Origin of the sequence: Nonomuraea sp. NPDC049784, assembly GCF_040659615.1 — a bacterium.
Taxonomy (GTDB): domain Bacteria; phylum Actinomycetota; class Actinomycetes; order Streptosporangiales; family Streptosporangiaceae; genus Nonomuraea.
Window position 1 is genome coordinate 1 of record NZ_JBFAMX010000172.1, and the last position, 18,779, is coordinate 18,779.

Annotated in this window: 20 protein-coding genes and 3 pseudogenes; 10 read left to right on the forward strand and 13 right to left on the reverse strand. The window is 67.1% G+C overall.

Annotated elements, in window-relative coordinates; genetic code table 11:
- Positions 1–364 precede the first annotated feature (364 nt).
- Together AB0J09_RS29760 and AB0J09_RS29765 are read left to right on the forward strand one after the other, a co-directional pair.
- Positions 365–715: pseudogene (locus AB0J09_RS29760) on the forward strand (zinc-binding dehydrogenase); the annotation flags it as partial.
- 5 nt (positions 716–720) lie between these two features.
- Positions 721–1,329, forward strand: coding sequence for a flavin reductase family protein (locus AB0J09_RS29765; protein ID WP_360698225.1), 609 nt, complete (start codon positions 721–723; stop codon positions 1,327–1,329).
- A gap of 46 nt (positions 1,330–1,375) precedes the next feature.
- Here the strand turns inward: AB0J09_RS29765 and AB0J09_RS29770 are convergent, their stop codons facing one another.
- Positions 1,376–2,776 carry a PLP-dependent aminotransferase family protein gene (locus AB0J09_RS29770; protein WP_360698227.1) on the reverse strand — a complete coding sequence of 467 codons (1,401 nt, stop codon included), beginning with the start codon at positions 2,774–2,776 and terminating at the stop codon, positions 1,376–1,378.
- Between the two features lie 31 nt (positions 2,777–2,807).
- On the opposite strand from AB0J09_RS29770, the gene AB0J09_RS29775 reads away from it, so the two are divergent.
- Both AB0J09_RS29775 and AB0J09_RS29780 read left to right on the forward strand, forming a co-directional pair.
- Entirely contained in the window at positions 2,808–4,037 is a 1,230-nt protein-coding gene (locus tag AB0J09_RS29775; protein WP_360698229.1) for an aminotransferase class V-fold PLP-dependent enzyme, read from the forward strand.
- A complete protein-coding gene (locus tag AB0J09_RS29780) occupies positions 4,034–4,399 on the forward strand; it encodes an MFS transporter (protein WP_360698231.1) in 366 nt (121 codons plus the stop codon). Before AB0J09_RS29775 ends, AB0J09_RS29780 begins: the two co-directional genes overlap by 4 nt.
- Positions 4,400–4,478: 79 nt before the next feature.
- Here AB0J09_RS29780 and AB0J09_RS29785 read toward each other — a convergent pair whose 3' ends face one another.
- The 5 genes and pseudogenes from AB0J09_RS29785 to AB0J09_RS29805 all read right to left on the reverse strand — a co-directional run bounded on the left by AB0J09_RS29785 (position 4,479) and on the right by AB0J09_RS29805 (position 7,413).
- Entirely contained in the window at positions 4,479–5,114 is a 636-nt protein-coding gene (locus tag AB0J09_RS29785; RefSeq protein WP_360698261.1) for a class I SAM-dependent methyltransferase, read from the reverse strand.
- An 89-nt stretch (positions 5,115–5,203) separates the two neighbouring features.
- Entirely contained in the window at positions 5,204–5,335 is a 132-nt protein-coding gene (locus AB0J09_RS29790; RefSeq protein ID WP_360698264.1) for a hypothetical protein, read from the reverse strand.
- 55 nt (positions 5,336–5,390) lie between these two features.
- Positions 5,391–5,528: pseudogene (locus AB0J09_RS29795) on the reverse strand (DUF6086 family protein); the annotation flags it as partial.
- A 406-nt stretch (positions 5,529–5,934) separates the two neighbouring features.
- Positions 5,935–6,669 (reverse strand): class I SAM-dependent methyltransferase, encoded by a 735-nt coding sequence (locus AB0J09_RS29800; RefSeq protein ID WP_360698233.1) that lies wholly within the window; start codon positions 6,667–6,669, stop codon positions 5,935–5,937.
- Between the two features lie 162 nt (positions 6,670–6,831).
- Positions 6,832–7,413, reverse strand: a complete 582-nt coding sequence (locus tag AB0J09_RS29805) for a TetR/AcrR family transcriptional regulator (protein WP_360698235.1) — start codon at positions 7,411–7,413, stop codon at positions 6,832–6,834.
- Positions 7,414–7,572: 159 nt separating this feature from the next.
- Between AB0J09_RS29805 and AB0J09_RS29810 the strand changes: the two genes are divergently transcribed.
- The gene (locus tag AB0J09_RS29810) at positions 7,573–8,703 is read left to right on the forward strand and encodes an MFS transporter (protein WP_360698237.1); all 1,131 of its coding nucleotides are present in this window, start codon (positions 7,573–7,575) and stop codon (positions 8,701–8,703) included.
- A 194-nt stretch (positions 8,704–8,897) separates the two neighbouring features.
- Here AB0J09_RS29810 and AB0J09_RS29815 read toward each other — a convergent pair whose 3' ends face one another.
- The 3 genes from AB0J09_RS29815 to AB0J09_RS29825 form a co-directional block, all read right to left on the reverse strand.
- Positions 8,898–9,068 (reverse strand): hypothetical protein, encoded by a 171-nt coding sequence (locus tag AB0J09_RS29815; RefSeq protein WP_360698239.1) that lies wholly within the window; start codon positions 9,066–9,068, stop codon positions 8,898–8,900.
- A 203-nt stretch (positions 9,069–9,271) separates the two neighbouring features.
- Positions 9,272–9,484: a hypothetical protein gene (locus AB0J09_RS29820; RefSeq protein WP_360698241.1), complete on the reverse strand. Its 213-nt coding sequence runs from the start codon at positions 9,482–9,484 to the stop codon at positions 9,272–9,274.
- Between the two features lie 194 nt (positions 9,485–9,678).
- Entirely contained in the window at positions 9,679–10,578 is a 900-nt protein-coding gene (locus tag AB0J09_RS29825) for a M23 family metallopeptidase (protein WP_360698243.1), read from the reverse strand.
- Positions 10,579–11,110: 532 nt separating this feature from the next.
- Between AB0J09_RS29825 and pip the strand changes: the two genes are divergently transcribed.
- From pip to AB0J09_RS29840, 3 genes are all read left to right on the forward strand, one after another.
- Positions 11,111–12,043 (forward strand): prolyl aminopeptidase, encoded by a 933-nt coding sequence (gene pip / locus AB0J09_RS29830; protein ID WP_360698245.1) that lies wholly within the window; start codon positions 11,111–11,113, stop codon positions 12,041–12,043.
- Positions 12,044–12,133: 90 nt separating this feature from the next.
- Entirely contained in the window at positions 12,134–12,811 is a 678-nt protein-coding gene (locus AB0J09_RS29835; RefSeq protein WP_360698247.1) for an SDR family NAD(P)-dependent oxidoreductase, read from the forward strand.
- A gap of 307 nt (positions 12,812–13,118) precedes the next feature.
- Positions 13,119–14,363, forward strand: a complete 1,245-nt coding sequence (locus AB0J09_RS29840) for a lectin (RefSeq protein WP_360698249.1) — start codon at positions 13,119–13,121, stop codon at positions 14,361–14,363.
- A 259-nt stretch (positions 14,364–14,622) separates the two neighbouring features.
- On the opposite strand, the gene AB0J09_RS29845 is transcribed toward AB0J09_RS29840, so the two are convergent.
- Complete coding sequence (locus AB0J09_RS29845) at positions 14,623–15,492, reverse strand: hypothetical protein (RefSeq protein ID WP_360698251.1); 870 nt, start codon at positions 15,490–15,492, stop codon at positions 14,623–14,625.
- A gap of 1,138 nt (positions 15,493–16,630) precedes the next feature.
- Here AB0J09_RS29845 and AB0J09_RS29850 point away from each other — a divergent pair.
- Positions 16,631–17,227 carry a cadmium resistance transporter gene (locus AB0J09_RS29850; protein ID WP_360698253.1) on the forward strand — a complete coding sequence of 199 codons (597 nt, stop codon included), beginning with the start codon at positions 16,631–16,633 and terminating at the stop codon, positions 17,225–17,227.
- A gap of 190 nt (positions 17,228–17,417) precedes the next feature.
- Entirely contained in the window at positions 17,418–17,849 is a 432-nt protein-coding gene (locus AB0J09_RS29855) for a protein phosphatase (protein WP_360698255.1), read from the forward strand.
- A gap of 47 nt (positions 17,850–17,896) precedes the next feature.
- On the opposite strand, the gene AB0J09_RS29860 is transcribed toward AB0J09_RS29855, so the two are convergent.
- The 3 genes and pseudogenes from AB0J09_RS29860 to AB0J09_RS29870 form a co-directional block, all read right to left on the reverse strand.
- Positions 17,897–18,163 carry a hypothetical protein gene (locus AB0J09_RS29860; RefSeq protein ID WP_360698257.1) on the reverse strand — a complete coding sequence of 89 codons (267 nt, stop codon included), beginning with the start codon at positions 18,161–18,163 and terminating at the stop codon, positions 17,897–17,899.
- A complete protein-coding gene (locus AB0J09_RS29865) occupies positions 18,163–18,507 on the reverse strand; it encodes a winged helix-turn-helix domain-containing protein (protein WP_360698259.1) in 345 nt (114 codons plus the stop codon). The genes AB0J09_RS29860 and AB0J09_RS29865 overlap by 1 nt, the downstream gene beginning before the upstream one ends.
- Before the next feature lie 77 nt (positions 18,508–18,584).
- Positions 18,585–18,779 (reverse strand): annotated as a pseudogene (locus AB0J09_RS29870) (hypothetical protein); the annotation flags it as partial.

The following is an 18,779-nucleotide window of genomic DNA, read 5'->3' on the forward strand; positions in this document are numbered from 1 at the left end:
ATCAGGACCACCCCGGCCATCAGTATGGATTTCTGATGGCCACCAGCTGAGAGAACCCAAGTCCACCTACCTGGGGATCCTCATGGCCGTTGACACCGTAGGTAGCTGAGGTAGGAGCCTGGTCTCAATGTCACGCTTATAGGGGCCGCTGGTGCGGTCCAGGACGCCTGGTGACTCAGGGATGATCTGCCGGAACGTGCATGGCTTCTGCCTGACCAGTCCAGGGCAGCCTGGTTCTGGACCTGGCTGGGCCGGACGGCGGCTGCGGCACAGGCCGGCGAAGTAGATCTCCAGCCCGGTGTCGCACAGTTGAGCGTGCTCGCGCCCAGCGCCGACGTGGTGCTCGACACAGTGGGGCACCACCCTCCACCGGTCCTACCCCGTCCTTCGCCGCGGAGGTCGCCTGGTCACCCTGGGCGCGCCCCCACCCCAGGTATTCGCACAGAAACGCCAGGTCAACGACATGTGGGCCGGCCAGACGCCGGCCGGACTCGGGCACCTTGCCGACCTGGTCGACGCGGGCAGGCTGCGGCCAACCGTGAGCCAGAGCTTCTCTCTGGACGCCGACCGCCGAGCCGTGCGAAAGCGGCCTTCAGCCGCACGTACCCGGCAAACCCATCTTCATAGTCCGGCTGACCACCGCACCGGCCGTCGCAGTATGCCCCGCGCTTCCCGCGCGGCGACCACTACACAGTGTGAGAGCGCTGAATACTAAACGTTATGCGCGTCGACTTCGATCCCGAGGCCATAGGTGGGGTGGCCTTCTTCCGGTTCATGACCTCGGTCGTCGTTCCGCGTCCGATCGCGTGGGTCTCCACCGTCACACCCGACGGAGCGGTGGAGAACCTCGCTCCGCACTCCTTCTTCAGCATCGCCAGTACCGATCCGCCGATCGTGCAGTTCACCTCGATCGGCCGCAAGGATTCCCTGCGCAATGTCGAGGACACCGGAGAGTTCGTCGTCAACTTCTCCTCCGAACCGCTGCTGCACCTGATCAACGCCACCGCCATCGATTTCCCTCGTACCATCAGCGAATTCAGCTTCGCGGGAATCGAACGTGAAGCCAGCCGTCATGTGCGGCCGCCCCGGGTTGCCGCCTCTCCAGTGGTCCTGGAGTGCCGTTCACACACCACTCTGCGCATGGGCAACTCCACCCTGGTCTTCGGCCGGGTCTTCCTCGCGGCAGTGCATGAGGAGTACATCGTCAACGGCCGGCCCGACGCCGAGCTGCTGCGCCCGTTGACCAAGCTCGGTCGCGACGAGTGGGGGACCCTGGGCGAGATCCTGCACCTGAGCCGCATCCCTTACGAGGAGCCGCAGGCCGAATGATTCATTGTCCAGGCCTTCAGGGTCACGGCCATCACAGCGCGACACCTCACTGGCCTTGGAGCCCGTCATCCATGCCCGAGGTCGAAGTACGTGGACGATGTTCGAGTGCCGATCCCAGGCGTCGCGCGCCCTCGACAAGGTCGGCAAGGTCAGGCACAGCGGCGAACCCCAGCCTGACGAACTGTCCCGGCGCCTCGGCGGCGAAGAAGTCCTGGCCGGGTTCGACCGTCACGCCGCACCGTCTGCTCATCTCGCCGACGTTGCCGGCACGGTCGGTTTCCGCCCACAGGTGCAGGCCGCCCGCTGGGACGCCGGCCACACGCCACTGGGGGACGTGTTCGGCCAGCGCGGCGGCCAGGGTGGAGCAGCGCTCGCGCAGTGCGGTGGACAGCGTACGCAGGTGCCGGTCCCATGTCGGCGTGCTGACCAGTTCGATCGCGGCTTCCTGCAGGGGGCGGGCGACGAAGAAGTCGTCGACCAGTCGCATCGCGCGCAGCCTGGCCATCACCGGGCCCCTGGCGAGGAGCGCGCCGATGCGCAGGCTGGGCGAGGCCGCCTTGGTCAGGGAGGTCAGGTAGACCACGGTGCCGTCGTGGTCGTCGGCGACCAGGGGGCGGGGGGTCGGCCCGCCGTGGCCGAGCAGTCGGGCGAAGTCGTCTTCCAGGACGAAGGCGCCGCTCGCGCGGGCTACCGCGACCACCTGGCGGCGCCGCTCGAGCGACAGGACGGCGCCGGTGGGGTTGTGGAAGGTCGGCTGGCAGTACAGCAGCCGGGCGCCGGTCATCGCGAAGGTCTCGGCCAGCAGGTCGGGGCGGATGCCGTCGGCGTCCATCGGCACCGGAATCGATCGCAGACCGGCGGCCCGGGCGGCGCTCAGGGCGCCGGGGTAGGTGGGCGACTCCACCAGGACAGGGCTGCCCGGCGGGGCGATGGCGCGGAAGGCCATCGACAGCGCGCCTTGGCCGCCGCCGGTGATGAGCACGTCTTCGGGGCCGGCGGAGGCCAGGCGGGCGAAGACGGCGCGTAGTGGTGCCAGCCCTTGGGCCGGGGCGCGGTCCCAGGCGTCGGGGCGGCGTGAGGCCCTGGCCAGCGCGGCGGCCAGCGCCCGGGTCGGCTGGAGAGAGCGGTGCAGATATCCGCCCGACATCGTGATGGCGCCGGGCGGCGGCGGGCCGAGCAGGTGGCTCACCCGCGCTGTGTCCACGCTGCGGTCGCCGAGAGCCACCGCCTGCCAGGAGGTGTCGGCGGGCATCGTGCCGGGCTGGGCCCGAGGCTGGGCGACGAACGTGCCGCTGCCCGGGCGGGTCACCACGGCGCCTTCGGCTGCCAGGAGCGCGAAGGCGCGGGTCACCGTTACCGGGCTCACTCCGTGGCGGCGCACCAGTTCACGGGCGCTGGGCAGCCGGTCGCCGGGGGCGAGCCTGGCGATCTCCGCGCGCAGACTCACGACAAGCCGATCGATAATGTTACTCTCGGACATGAGAGATAAGAGTAACGCTTTCGCGTTCAGCGAGGAAACGCTCCGGGCCCTGCGGGCCGACGCTCCCGCCTGCGAGCAGGTCATCCACTTCAACAACGCCAGCTGCGGCCTCCTCCCGACATCCGTGCTCGAGGCGATGGTCGACCACCTGAAACTGGAGGCGGCCATCGGCGGTTACGAGGCCTCGGCCGCCCGCGCCGCCCAGGTACGCGACTTCCATGGTTCGATCGCCGATCTCCTCGGGTGCCGCCCGGAGAACATCGCCTTCGCGGGAAGCGCCACCCACGCCTACAGCAAGGCCTTGTCGGCCATCCCCTTCGAGCCCGGCGACGTCATCCTGACCACGCGCAACGACTTCATCTCCAACCAGATCGCCTTCCTGGCGCTGCGCAAGCGGTTCGGCGTGGAGATCGTGCACGCGCCCGACCACCCCGACGGCAGCGGCGTGGACGCGGAGGCGATGGCCGCGATGATGCGCGCCAAGCGGCCGCGGCTGGTCGCCGCCACCCACGTGCCCACCAACTCGGGCCTGGTCCAGCCGGTTGCCGAGATCGGCCGCCACTGCCGTGAGCTGGGCCTGCTCTACCTGGTGGACGCCTGCCAGTCGGTCGGCCAGTACCCCATCCACGTCGAGGAGATCGGCTGCGACCTGCTCACCTCGACGTGCCGCAAGTTCCTGCGCGGCCCACGCGGCTCGGGTTTCCTGTACGTCTCCGACCGCGTGCTCGCCCAGGGATATGAACCGCTGTTCATCGACATGTACGGCGCGCGCTGGGTCGCGGGCGACCGTTACGAGCCGGTGGACGGCGCGGCCCGCTTCGAGGAGTGGGAGTTCCCCTACGCCACGCTGCTCGGCTGCGCGGCGGCCGTCCGCTACGCCCTGCGGGTGGGACTGGACCGCATCTCCCGCCGCACCCCCGCGCTGGCGGCTCGCCTGCGCGATCACCTGGCCGGCATCCCCGGCATCCGGGTGCTGGACCGCGGGCCGGGGCTCGCGGCGCTGGTCACCTTCGATGTCGAGGGCTGGCGGCCGCAACCGTTCAAGGCGGCCCTGGACTCCCGGGGGATCAACTCCGCGCTCAGCTTCCGTGAGTTCGCCCAGTACGACTTCGCCGACAAGGACGTGGAATGGGCGCTGCGCCTGTCGCCCCACTACTACAACACCGAAGATGAGGTGGACCGGGTGGTGGCGATGGTCGCCGAGCTGGCGAAGGACGGCCCGCGGTGACCTCGGCACTGTGGCGCAACCATGACTTCCTGCGGTTCTGGTTCGGCGAAACACTCTCCCTGCTGGGCACCGGAGTCATCATCGTCAGCCTGCGCCAGACCGTCACACCGCCCTCGATGATGGGCCGGATGACCGCGCTCTTCCGCACCTTGCTGTTCGGCGGCGGTGCGCTGGGCGGCCTGTCCGCCGGCCTGCTCGCGGGGGCGATCGGCGCGCACGCCGCGCTGACGATAGCTGCCGCCGCCTCAGCAGCCGTGATCATCGGCCTGTTCGCCTCGCCGGTGAGCCGGCTACGGGAGCTACTGTCGCCCACGCCGGACCAGACGGACCCCCAGCCGAGCAAGCGGTCGGCGCTCACATAGCACGCTCTCCGCAGGCCCGGCTCGACGTGATGCTCACGTACGGCGCCGGGTCTGCGGGGGACTCCACCAGTCGCCGAATCTACTGTCTACACATCAGCAGATGGCCTCGGCGGAACCGCTCATCCTCGTGAGGCTCGCGCAGCATTCGCGCCACTTCGACGAAGTCTGCCTTGCGCGCCAGTTCGGCGAGGTCGTCGATCGGCCATCGGTAGGCCGGCGCCACCTTGTGATCGAATGCCCGTACCGGCCCGCCCTCAGATTCGAAGAATCCGAGCAGAAGGTAGCCGCCCGGGGCCACCACCCGGCGGAACTCGGCGAAATATGGCGGTAGTTCCTGCGGCGGGATGTGGATGACGGAGTACCAGGACATGAGGCCGCCCAACTCGCCGTCGGCCAGGTCAAGGGCATCCATCGAACGGACCTCGAAGCGCAGATCGGGATAAGCCTCACGAGCAAAGTCGATCATCACGGGAGACAGGTCGACGCCGAAGGCGTCCAGGCCAAGGTCCCGCAGGTGCGCCGTCATATGTCCGGGGCCACATCCTGCCTCGGCGACGGGCCGGGGACCGGCGGTCCGTACGAGCTCGGCGAACGCGGCGAGCACTGCGCGATCCAGGGGCAGGCGGTCGAGCGCACCTCGGACGAGCTCGACGTAGCGGGCGGCGACGGCATCGTAAGCTTCCGCCGTCGCCGTCAGGTAGGAGGATTCGGCCATGGCGGATGACTGTAGTTCATGGACTGGCGCCGTCGTACTGACTACTGGCGAAGGTGGACGGCGACTGGGGGTTGCCCGGCGACCCTGTACTACTCGAACAGGTGGCGGTTGACTCGGCTCCAGGCCAGCTTTCGGCCCGCTTCGTCGAGGAAACCGTCGGCGACCCAGTGCACTTGAGGCTGGTGCCCGGCGTCGGCCAGCCGGCGAACCTGCTCCCTCACACTCGTCGCTCTCCATAAGGCCGAGTCCCGTCGGCAATCCCGTCTCGGGCGCAAGCGCCTCCGCTGATCGTATGAACAGGCCGGCGACTCCGTTCGAAGGGTTCCAGAGGACTTGATCGCCAACCTGGAAATACTGGCTCACGCTTTCCTCGCGCTTCGATGGGTGCGGACACTGCTCATTCAGAGCTGACACCTACGGCCATTAGACGAGGCCCCAGCTGACAGCGTGGGTTCGATTCCCGTCGTCCGTGCGCTTTCTGGTTCTTCCACCATGTCAGATCCACCTTCCAGGTCATCGGATCAGACCACTGCTGGGCGTGCTTGATGATCTCGTCCCTTCCCCTTACGTAGTGGGCCGACCCCTGCGGCCACAGGAACACGCCATCCGTGAACTCCAGGCTGCCATTCGGCTTGTCACAGATCCGGCATTGCGAAAAGCCGGCTGTGGCGTAGGGCATGTGGGCTTGATCAGGTCGGCGTGTAGTCGCATTCGGCTGGCGGATGATCAGCGTGGATAGGTGCCGTGCCGAGTGTGACAGAGAGGGCGCTGTGTGAGGGTGCGCCCGCCTTGGCCGGCTCACGTGCCTTCCGCGTGGCCGTTACGACGTCTTCTGCCAAACCGAGACGTGGTTCCTGCTGTCGCTGGTGAAGGGCTCGCGCTTCCAACCGGCCCATCGCTCGCGCAAGGTCATTCCGGCGAGCCGTGCCATCAGGTCAAGTTCGGACGGCCATACGAAGCGATGCGGCGATGAACGGGTTTCAAGCTGGCCGTCCACTACCCAGTAGTGATGGGAGACGGCGATCTGCGATGCCACGTCGTACTCCTCGAAACCGAGATGCGCCGGGGTCACGGTGAACGGGTGGATGGACTGGCCGGGTGGGAGACGCCGAAGCTCCGGGATATAGACCTCGATGACGAAACAGCCGCCGGGTTCCAGCTGCGCCGCCACGGTGCGGAAGCACTCGACCTGTTCGTCTTGTGTGGTTAGGTTCGTGATGGTGTTACGCACCAGGTAGGCGAGGGTGAAAGTGCCGCCCACCCTGGTGGTGGCGAAGTCGCCGATCGTCACGCTGATGTGCTCCGCGCCCGGTTTGGTCGCTAGCTGCGCCACCATCGCCGGCGACAGTTCGATGCCGTGCACCCGGACACCTCGTTGGCTGAGCGGCAACGCGATGCGCCCGGTACCGATGCCCAGTTCAAGAGCAGCGCCGCCTGGTCCGGCCAGATCGGCGAGGAAACTTACAGCAGGGTCAACGACCGCGGGATCGAACAATTCCGGCCACTTGGCCTCATAAGTCCGTGCTACCCGTTCGTCGAAGTTGTTCTCCGGCACAGACCCAACAGTGCCTGGAACGCCGGGCAATGACCACCGGATTGATCCTGGAGGAAGGTCAGACCGTTGGCGGGACTGCATACGGCGATCGCGTTCACCCAGCTGTCCGTATACGTGCGTCCCTTGTACGAGTAGGTGATCTCGACCTCAGATCGCAGCCAGTCAGGTCGCAGGTCCCGCGAGCATTTTGATCGTGAAGTCGATAGCCGTGGCCAGCCGTTGGGCATCGTGTCCGGCGCGTTCGCGCACGCGCAGCCCAAGCACCGTCGTGAACAGCGACTCCACCGCAGCCTCGACGTCCAATGTGGTAGGCAGGTCGCCGTCGCGGATGCCGCGGCGTAGGAGCGACGCGAGGGTCTTCCGGGTGCCTTCGAACGCAGCCTCGGTCCTTTGCTGGACTGCGGGGTCGGTGGCGCCCAGCTCGGTGGCCGTGTTGACCACGAAGCAGCCACGACCAGCCTTGTGGTTGACCATCCAGATCAGCCACTCCCGCAGGGCCTGGAGGCTGGAGCCGGGGACACTCAGTTGCTCTTCGGCTTGAGCAGACTCGGTGGCCCGATAGTGGTCCAGTGCCCGCAGGAACAGTGTGCGCTTGTCGTTGAAGGTCCGATACAGGCTGCTCTGCTTGAGGTTGAGCTCGGCGCCCAGGTCACGGACGGACGTGGCGTTGTAGCCGCGGCACCAGAACAGGTGGGTCGCCTTGGCGATCACGTCCCGCTCATCGAACTCCCTGGGTCGTGCCATAGTCCCACCCTAACAAAGTTGTGGAGCGATCGCTCCCGTATTAGCGTATGCCGCCATATGGGAGCGATCGCTCCCGAATTGGAGAGAGGATTCAGCGTGACGGCAACGGACCCAACCCTGAGCGAGCGAGACACATCACCGAAAAGTCATTGGATCGCGGTGTCCGCCGTAGCCTTCGGCACATTTCTCCTGGTCACGGCAGAGCAGCTCCCCATCGGACTGCTCACCCCCGTCGGATCGGCACTGTCGGTGTCGGAGGGCGCAGCGGGGTTGATGGTCACGGTCCCCAGCATCGTCGCTGCCGTCGCGGCGCCAATGGTCCCGCTGCTCGTCGGCAGGATGGACCGCAGGCTCTTGCTCGTCGCCTTGATGGGACTCATGACGCTCGCCAACCTGGCATCCGCCCTGGCCCCCACCTACCCGCTCCTGATCGCTGCCCGCGTGCTGGTCGGGGTGGCCATCGGCGGGTTCTGGGCCATCGCCGGGGCCCTGGCCGTCCGGCTCGTCCCAGCCTCACACGTGCCGCGGGCCACTGCGATCATCTTCGGCGGCGTTGGGGCCGCGAACGTCTTCGGCGTCCCCATCGGCACGATGATCGGCGGGCTGGCGAACTGGCGGATCGCGTTCGGAGCGCTGAGCGCCCTCGCGCTTGCCGTGCTGGTCGCCTTGCTGGCCGTGCTGCCACCGTTGACGGCGGCTCAGCCCGTCGGCCTGCGGCGGCTGGCCGGCCAGTTCCGCAACCAGGGCGTCCGGGTCGGCATCCTGGCGACCTTCCTGATCGTGACCGGCCACTTCTCGGCCTACACGTTCATCAGCCCTGTGCTGCGGGATCTGTCCGGCATCGACGAGCGACTCGTCGGGCCGCTGCTGTTCGGATTCGGCGTGTCGGGCATCGTGGGAAACTTCATCGCGGGTGCCGCCGTGGCCAAGAGGCTCCATCGCACTGTCCTGTCCATTGCCGCCGCCTTGGGGGTGACCGTGCTGCTTTACCCCGTGGCAGGACTTACCGGCGCGGGCGGGGTGACGCTGCTCGTGGTCTGGGGCCTGGTGTACGGCGGGGTCTCCACGAGCCTCCAGACGTGGATGATCAAGGCCGCGCCACAGGCGGTCGAGGAAGCCTCCGCTCTGTGGGTGGCGGTGTTCAACCTCTCGATCGGTCTCGGCGCGCTGGCTGGCGGTGCAGTCGTCGATGCCCTGCCACTCCAGGGCATCCTATGGCTCGCCGGGGGTCTCGTCTTGGCTGCCGGGCTGGCCGTGTGGAGTGCACGCCAAAACGAGAGCCTGCGATGACCTCAGGTGATCTCTGATCGCCCGAGTGCTGTTACTTCTCACCGACATTGCAGCCCCGATCAACGCCCGACCGCTGTCCAAACTGACCGGCAAACGCTGCTGCTTCTCGCCGGCAGACCTCTCCCCAGCCCCGGCGGCTACCGCGTCAGCCTCGCCTACGAGATGGACCGGATCGCCGCGCTGCAAGGATCGTCTCAATCGGCTACCCGGTGGGGGTCGGGATCCATCTCGGATTTGTCCGGCACGACGACGAGGCTCAGGATGTGACGGGTGCGGCCGTCGCCCGGCTCATGCCCGGTTCGCGCGGCGACCGATGCCTCGATTTCCTCGATCAGCGAGGCGAATTCGTCGTTGGTCAGCAGCACCGCGCACGCCGGGACCGGGCACCGAGCGGGACACGGGCTCGCCGTCACCCGGCGACGTCGGATGAGCGAGCCCCGCATCCGACCGCGTGACGAACCGAGTAAACGCCGCCTCCCAGATCAGGGGAAGCGGCGTTCGGGCCATCTTTGCAGGTGGGAGCGGCGACTGTGTCAAGTGCCGCTCACTCCAGCTGACCGTGCACGTGTTACCGAACCCAAAGCTCGTAGTAGCCCGGGCTACCCGAGCAGTCGTACTGGCTGAAACCTTCACGGACGTATTGTTGGCCGGCGTCGATGCAGTTGTACTTGCTGGTGTAGACGCCGATGAACACCCAGCTGGCCGCCTGGGCAGGGGTGCTGAGTGCGGTGACAGCCATGGCGGCTATGGCTGCTGTCAGGAGGGCTGCACGTAGACGCATCTGTGTCTCCTTCAAACCGGGGGAGCGATATATCATGATCATATTGGAAGTCAGGAGTTTGAATCTCCCAGGCTTCACCGCAGGTCAAAGGCCACTTCCTGTGATCGGGTAGTGGCCTTTGACGTCTTGCGCAGCTGAGAACACCAGTCGCTGGAGGGCTCCTTCAACGACCGACCGCCAACTGAGTCAGGCTCTTAACCGCAGTGTTCGAACGGGCTGGTGTATGAGCTGCTACCGACGGAGCCGCCCCACTTGACGCATTGGCTGGCCGCGTCGCGTCTGACAGGCCCCGCGTAGTAGTCGTAGCTGCCTGAGTCGGTCGTCCTGCTTTCCCCTTGCGGCTCCAGGAAGGCCGACGTCGACGTCGGTGAGCCGAGGTTCGTCGTCTTCAGCGTCACCACGCAGTTGTAGCCATTACCGGAGTTGTAGAGCAGGTAGGTGCGACCACCGGTGAGGGCGGCGGAGTCGATGACCGCGTAACCGCTGCCGCAGACCTCTTCAGGGGTGTAGGGGTTGCTGCTGCAGGTGTTGGTGCTCGTAATGGCCTTCTTCTCGCCCAGAGAAACGGTCACGCCCTCTACGGTCGGGCTGGTGTCCACCGCACCGGTGGAGGTCCGCTGTTCGTAGTGCAGGTGCGGAGCTGTTGAGCCGCCCGTCGAACCGACTGTACCGATCGTGGTGCCCTGGCTGACGCTCATCGAGCCGCCGGCCGACTTCACCATGGTCGCGAGGTGGGCATAGCGGGTTCTGGTGCCGTCGCTGTGACGGACCTCCACCCACTGGCCGTAGCTCGTGCTTCCCGCGTCGTAGAAGTACGCGGTGCCCGAAGCGGTGGCACGCACGGTCTCACCGTTGATGTCATCGCCTCCATAGTCCTGCCAGTCGATGGCACCCGATGGGCTGTGGCTGGGGGTCCAGTTGTTGGCATAGAAGGTCTTCCCGCAGTTGAACGGGCTCTTGTGAGACACGGCCAGGACGCTGGCGCCCTGCGCTGAGGCGGCCTGGGGAATCAGCGCCGCGGCGAGAGTGACTAACAGGGCAGTGATCGCGGGCCTGAGGATCTTCGGCCAGGTCGGCCTGTCGGTTGTGGGCATGCTCACCTCTCTGAACAGGTGCGTATGGGGGGATACGGTTAGGCGCCCAGTTCCTTGATGTCGATGAGCCCCGTGGCGACGGAACTACGTTGGCGGCATGGTGATCAACTTCGGCGGGAGGGGAAGGCCGCTTGAGGGAGCATTTCGACATCTCGCCGCCTATATGGAACGACGGGTCGATCATGAACATAACTCTGAAAGTTCTCTTCATCAATCTCTGGGACATGAAATTTTGCGGCTCTCCGAACTCGGCGTCGAGTCCGAACCGGCCAATTCCGCAATGCGACGAGCATGCCTTTATGCGCGCCCTAAAATCGTAGATTTAGTCGCCTCTTATCCGGTCCGGCTTTGCTCAGCATTACACCGGGGAGCAGGCGCAGCGGGGCGCCTGCAGCCGAGCCGCGGTCCCTCCCCGGAGGTCTGCGGCTACGCAGATCCGGGCGAACGCCCGACGCGGGTTGGACGGTTCGCCTCCTTCAGGAGGCAGAAAAATGGTCGCAGCTGAGCAGCCCAGGACGTTACCTTGGCGCCCATGTACTCCCCGATTGAGCCATATGACCAGGGCATGCTCAACGTAGGCGACGGTAACGAGATCTACTGGGAGGTCAGCGGCAACCCGGCGGGCAAGCCGGCGGTGATCGTGCATGGCGGTCCCGGGGCTGCGGTCTCGGCGAACTGGCGGCGATACCACGACCCCGAGGCGTACCGGATCGTCCTGTTCCACCAGCGGGGGTGCGGTCGCAGCACGCCGGATGCCGGGTTGCTGGAGACCGACCTGTCGGCCAACACCACCCAGCACCTCATCGCCGACATGGAGCTCCTGCGCGAGCACCTGAGCATCGAGAAGTGGCAGTTGCTCGGGGTCTCGTGGGGCTCGACCCTGAGCCTGGCCTACGCGCAGCAGTACCGGGAGCGGGTGAGCGAACTGATCCTGTTCGCGGTCACCGCGGGGCGCCGCAAGGAGATCGAGTGGATCACCCGTGACGTTGGACGGGTCTTTCCGCAGGAGTGGGAGCGCTTCCGCGACGCCGTACCCGAGCAGGACCGGGACGGCAACCTGGCCGCGGCTTACGCCGAGCTCCTGGCCGATCCGCGGACGCGCGAGAAGGCCGCCCGCGATTGGTGCGAGTGGGAGGACACGCACGTAAGCCTCGACCCGAAGTATCAGTCAAACCCACGCTTCAAAGACCCCGTCTTCCGCATGACGTTTGCGCGGCTGGTGACTCACTACTGGGCGAACGATTGTTTCCTGCCAGAGAAGGACGACCTGGTGGAGCAGGCTCACCTCCTGGAGGGCATTCCCGGGGTGCTGATCCACGGCAAGCTCGACGTGAGCGGGCCTCTTGAGACGGCTTGGGAACTACACAAGAACTGGCCTGGCAGCGACCTCGTAGTCATCGATGAGGGGCATGGTGGGCTCGACATGCTGGCGCAGGCGATCGCCGCAACAAATCGGTTCCGCTGAGCCCCGGCGCTCTCTTCCACCGTCATACCCGACTGCATCATGCCGGGCGTGAAATGATCAAGGACCGCGTGCCGAGGGATGGGAGCTGTCATGGGACATGTGCTGGTGACCGGAGCCACCGGCGGGATTGGGGTGGCGCTGGTCGGCGCGCTGGTGGAGGCCGGGCATCAAGTGACTGCCGTGGGGCGCGATGTCGGGCGGCTGGACGTACGGGGGATCGAGGCGGATCTCGCCGAGCCTGGAACGCTGGCCGCCGCCATGCGAACGCTGGAGGACGCGGGGCAATTGGCGGATGTACAGGCGCTGGTGCATTGCGCGGGGATCTCCCCGGTGGCGTCCGTCGCCGACGCCGATTCCGAGACGTTGCGGCGGACGCTGGCGGTGAACGTGGGCTCCGCCGCCGAGCTGGTACGGCTGACTCTCCCCGCGCTACGACGTTCCCGCGGCCATGTGGTCTTCGTCAACGCCGCGCCCGGAATGAGTGGAGTGGCCCGCTGGTCGGCGTTCGTCGGCAGCAAGGCGGCGCTGCGGGAGCTGGCCGATTCGTTACGCGAGGAGGAGGCGACCTACGGAGTGCGTGTCACCACGGTCTATCCCGGCGCGACCGCGACGGACCTGTTGGGCGAGGTCAGGAGCGCTTTCGGCCGCCCGTACGATCCCGGCAGGTGCATCCGGCCCGAGACGATCGCCGCGATGATCTGCTGGGTGCTGAGCGCACCGCCCGACGCCTATCCCTGCGAGCTGTCCGTACTGCCGTCGCCGGGCTGATCGTCTCGCTTCTCCGAGCTCGAGGCCGCACGGTACGCACTTCCGCGCCGAACTGACCGGAACCCCGGTAACGCTCATCGCGGAATCGGTGCTGGAGCGCTCTCCGCCCCAGACAGGGCCGACTAGGCGCACCGTCACCAAATCCTGCATGATCCCGGCGTTACGCCTGGAATCCTTCGCCTAAGGCAACGGAACCGATCAGTCAATCGCCGCCTTAAATGTAAGAGAGCGCTCTCTTGACAGCGATGCTGATAGTGCCGGAAGGTTTCCGTAAAACTACATCCGTGGATCCGATGAGGTAACCCACATGGTCCGCACCCCCCATTCCAGAGCCTTGCCCGCCATCGGTGCCGCTCTCGTCGCGGTGATCGCGCTGCTCGTCCCAATGACAGGCACCGCCACCGCCGCTCCCGCCCCCGGTCCGCTCGTCTGGTCCGATGAGTTCAACGGTTCCTCCGGCAGCGCCGTCGATCAGTCGAAATGGCGCTTCGACATCGGCGGCAGCGGCTGGGGCAACAATGAGCAGCAGTACTACACCAACAGCACTCGTAACGCCGCCATGGACGGCGCCGGCAACCTGGTGATCACCGCCCGCCGGGAAAACCCGTCCAACTACCAGTGCCACTACGGCACCTGCCAGTACACCTCCGCCCGCCTGCTCACCGCGGCCACCTTCACACGGGCTTACGGACGGTTCGAGTCACGCATGAAACTGCCCCGTGGCCAGGGCATCTGGCCGGCCTTCTGGATGCTCGGTGACAACATCGGGTCGGTCCAATGGCCCAACAGCGGCGAAATCGACATCATGGAGAACATCGGCCGCGAACCCAGCACCGTACACGGCACCATCCACGGCCCCGGTTACTCCGGCTCCGGCGGCATCGGCGCGCCGTACTCGATCAACGGCGCGTTCGCCGACGCGTTCCACACCTTCGCCGTCGACTGGTCCCCGAACCTGATCGTCTGGTACGTCGACGGCGTCGAGTACCAGCGCCGGACTCCGGCCGACCTCGGCGGCAACCGCTGGGTCTTCGACCACCCGTTCTTCATGATCATGAACGTGGCGGTCGGCGGGTACTGGCCCGGCTACCCTGACGGCTCCACGACCTTCCCGCAAACCCTGACCGTCGACTACGTCCGGGTCTACGCCCCGCCCACCGGCGGCCCCGGTGGCGGCCAGATCACCGGCATCGGCGGCAAGTGCGTGGACGTGGCCAGTGCCGGCACCGCCAACGGCACAGCCGTTCAACTCTGGGACTGCAACGGCACCGCCGCCCAAAGCTGGACGTGGAACAGCGACGGGTCGGTGCGCGCGCTCGGCAAGTGCATGGACGTCGCCAGCGGTTCCACGGCCAACGGCGCACAGGTGCAGCTGTACGACTGCAATGGCACGGGTGCCCAGAAATGGACCTACGACTCCGGCACCGGCCAGATAGTCAATCCCCAGGCCGGCAAGTGCCTCGACGCGACCGGCGTCAGCTCGGCCAACGGCACCCGGCTGCAGATCTGGGACTGCTCAGGCGGTGCCAACCAGCGGTGGACACGCGCCTGACACCCCACCACAACCTGCCTAGCTGAAGGGTTCCTTCCGTCCGGGAGGAGCCCTTCAGCCGCGGCGGGCCATCTCCCGCGACGCGGCCCAGGTGACGTAGCCGGCCGGGGCGCTGCGAGCGGCGCGGTGCGGGGTGGTGCAGGCGGTTGGCGCGCGACCCGAGCACTGTGAGGGAGAACAGCGACTCGGGCCATCGCACACGCCTGCGCAGCTGCCCATGGCCCGGACTCGGCACCACAGGCCCGGCGCGCACCAGCTCTTAGCCCTTGCTCCAGATCCCCGCGATGAGGTTGCCGTCGGTGTCCAGGACCTCGGGCTTGTAACCCAGTGCCTTCATCTCGGTGGACTTGAGCGTGTACGTCACGCGGGACAGGTTCAGGTATTCCTTCAGCCCGGTCGCGCTGCCCTTGCTCCACACGGTGGTGAAGAGCTTGCCGGGCTCGATGGACATGAGAACGGGGTGCAGGCCCTGCTTCGCCTTGGCCAGCAGCTCCTGACCGCGCTGCTCCACGGTCTGACCGGTGGTCACCTGGACGGTGCCCGCGACGCCCCCGACGACCCAGACGGCCGCGTAGAGCGGCTTCTCGACCGTGCCGTACACGTCCAGCGAGCCCAGCGTGTAACCGGCGGCGGCGAGCTTGGTGTTGAGGGTGACGAAGGCGTCCTTGGTCAGGCCGAGCTTGGACTGGATCTTCTCGGTGGTCTTCTCGAAGACGACCGCGAAGACGGCGCCCGCGCCCGAACCGGCGCCTGAGATCAGGGCCGGCTGGTAGCCGAGCTTCAGCTGATCAGCGATGCGCTGCTGCAGGTTGGTCGCCGACAGGCCCTGCAGGACGTTCACCTTGCGGGTGGTGTCCTTGACCCACACGGACATGTACTGCGGGTTGGCCGCGTTGGTCACGCTCAGCACCTCGGGCACGTAGCCCGTGCTCACTAGCTGCTTGACACGCTGCAGCCAATCGGTGGCGCCGAGAGCCGGAAGGGCGAGCCAGTCCAGTGGGCCGTTCTGGACGGTCTGCGTGGTCGTTGTAGTGCTCTGTTCGGCGATCGCTGGGGACGCGAGAGCCAGCATGGGAGCGGCGGCCGCCGCCACAGCCGTAGTCAGGGCGACGATCCTCGGGGTCCGCATGATCCTCCTAGGTAAGGGTTGTCCCAATCCCGGACGAGGAGTGACCATAACAAAGGATGAGGGAGAGTTCACCAGCAGTCACCATTATTCCCACAAATCACGTCAGAAAGCTGGAGGCCCAGGAGTCAACTCCAGCCCCAAACGCGAGACATCATCATGTTTGGCTGGGCCGGGCTGTGGGCCGCTCCCGAGGGCGAAGCAAGATCATCCGATGACCCGCCGACGTACGCCGCCGCTCGGCCGCCAAGCCCGGCCCTGGCTACGCGTCCCGTCCCGGGAGGAGGCGAACGCCTCTGCTACGGGCCGGCTCATATTCTCTGTGCTCCGTACGACGAAAACGGCTTCCTTGCGGCGGCCGGCCGACACCAGCTTGTCGAAAGGTCCTCCTCTCCGGGCCTCGGAAAGTCCGGGAGGCACCTGCGATTCTTCGTGGACCAATTTGGCGGCGTCCTCGAGTGGGCTCGGACCGGTACTTCAATGGGAGTGCTGAGGCCCAGGTCGACGTAGACGCACCGTGCGGCGTCCCACCGCCCACCTGCGGATTCCCAGCCCGATGATCATCCCGGCGGATCCAAGCCAAACATGCGGCGATCGTGGTGAGGGGTTACGGCAATTTCGGTTCCCCGACCGGTTGCCGTACCGGGGTCATTCGTGTCGTGAAAGCACTCAGCTGGAATGTCCCCATTGAGTAAACGCGCGAAGGCGGCCGTCGTCTTTCGGCTATGAAATGAGCTCCGCTCGCAGATCGTCAGAGAGGTTTCCGCCCGTGATGATCGTGGCCAGGGCGTGTCGGTGGGGCGGCCGCGTTTGGTCGCGCGCTTGCCGGTGTGCCGTGCCCGAATCGCGCAGGGGCGGCCCGCTGTGGTGCACCGGGGGACGGCATCCCGGCGGATCAGCGACCGACGTGTGGGCCACCGCCGCCGCGGGCGCGCCCGACTCGTGCAAGGTTGGTCCGCTGCGCCGCGCAGGGTTGGCTGGTGCGCACTGCGGGCCGACGTCACGGGCGATGGCGCGTGGAAGGGGTACCCAGCGCGAGCTCCTAGCGAGGCCGGCTCGCAGCTTCGGCGGGCGGCGGCTCTCGGTCCGGTACGGTGCCAGGCACGGACAGATCCCACCAGCGGAAGGAACCCCCACCTTCGTGAACGCGGGCACCATCGGGCAAGCCGCCGGCCTGTTCGCCGTCACCAACATCGACGACATCGTCATCCTGGCCCTCTTCTTCGCCCAGGGAGCCGGACGCCGCGGCTCCGCCCTGCGGATCACGCTCGGCCAGTACACCGGCTTCGCCGCGATCCTGGTGGTCGCCGTCGCCGCGGCCTTCGGCGCCACGTTCCTGCCCGACTCCGTCATTCCGTACCTGGGCCTGCTACCGCTCGCCCTGGGACTCAAGGCCGCCTGGCAAGGGTGGCGCAACCGTGAAGACGCGGACGGCGAGGAGCCCGCGCGGGATGGCGGGCCGAAGGCACTGGAGGTCGCCGCGGTCACGTTCGCCAACGGCGGCGACAACATCGGGGTCTACGTACCGGTCTTCGCCACATCCGGCATGTCGGGCACGAGCGTGTACGTGGTCGTCTTCCTCATCCTGGTCGCCGTCTGGTGCCTGGCCGGGAGGTTCTTCGCCACCCGGCCGCTGATCGCCAAGGCCCTCAGCCGATGGGGGCACATCCTGCTTCCGCTCGTCCTCATCGGGCTCGGCCTGGTCATCCTCGTGGAGGGCGGAGCCTTCGGTCTCTGAGCGCCCAGTTCGACCAAGGTCACCATCCGCTGGACGAACGACGGATGCCCCGCCGTTCCTAACGTCTCGTCCCGGCCTCCGACGCGGGCAAGTATGCCTCCAACGCCGTCTTCCTCGCAGCCGTGATCGCCTGGGCCCGGCACCGCGTCCGCAAGGCGCCCGAATCACCCGGTGGCTACGCTCTTTCATCGTGATCACCACCTGGGAGCCCACAGCGACGGGCGTGCTGCGACTGCCCTCGGGCCGGCTCGTCCGTGGCCGGGGCCTGAGACACCCGCTACCGGACGGCCCGCGCCCGGCCTTCGCTCTCTACCTGCTGGGCCGCCGGCCCCCGTCCGTCGACTGGGAGCACCGGTGGCTGCGCTGGCCCGACTTCTGGCTACCGTCCGATCGAGGCGCGACCGCCGACGCGTTCCGAGAGGCATGGGCACGCGCCGGGTCCGAGCGCGTCGAGATCGCCTGCGGCGGCGGCCGCGGACGTACCGGCACGGCGCTGGCCTGCCTGGCCGTGCTCGACGGGGTCCCCAATGACCAGGCTGTCGCCTACGTACGCGAGCACTACGCGGCACACGCCGTCGAGACCCCCTGGCAGCGCCGCTTCGTCGCCCGCTTCCAGGGATAGGCTCCGCGAGCGGGCGACGTACGGCTTGCCCGTCACCGTGATGCCTCCTACTCGACGGTGCGTAAGATCTGCTCGATCGAGGCCGTACGGGAGCGCAGTTCGGCCAGGTCGGCGGCCACGCGCTGCTGGGCGTCCAGCGTGTTCTCGGCGAGCTGCTCGAACCGGTGCACGAGCTGCCGCAGATCGTCCGCCTGCCCGGCGTCGAGCCTGGCCTTGCGGGTCTCGAACCTCCCCACGACCAACAGGGCGATCAAGAAGCCGACCACGAGCAGCACGCCGAGCGAGAAAATCGCCCCGGGCCAAGAATCGATCATCAGGAGTGCTCCTTGGGTCCAGGACCCTTCTCCGGGTCCGACCTGGTGAGTGTCTTGGCCGCCTCGGCCAGCGCCGACGCGGTCAGGTGCAGGCTGAAATCCGTGACCTCGTAGTACTTCATGGCCTTGCCGTCGTCGGACAGCTCCAGGCTGCCGGCGATCAGACCGGCCGCTTCGAGTCGTCGCAGGTGCATGTGGAGCAGCGGGCGGCTCACCCCGATCTCGCGGGCCAGATGGCTCACGTAGTCGCGCCCGTTCGCCAGCTCCGCCATGATGCGCAGCCGCAGCGGGTTGGCCAGCGCACCGAATATCTCGACCAGGTCGTCACCCGTCGGCCCGGTCACCGTCACAGCTTCCCATCACGTGTAAGAATTCCTTTACAGATGAGACCGTAGCATTCAGCTTCTCATCGAAGAAGGGCTCAGCCCACGTTGAGCGGCTCTCGCGCGGCCTCGGCCGGCTCACGGAGGGACGGCGAGCGGGCGCCGAGGGTCAACCCCACGGCCAGGCAGACCAGCGGGATCGCCGGGATCACGTACCGCACGTCGTAGGCGGCCAGGAACGGCGGCGAGGCGACCAGTGCGAGCGCCGCCACCCCGGGCAGCAGCGCGTCCCA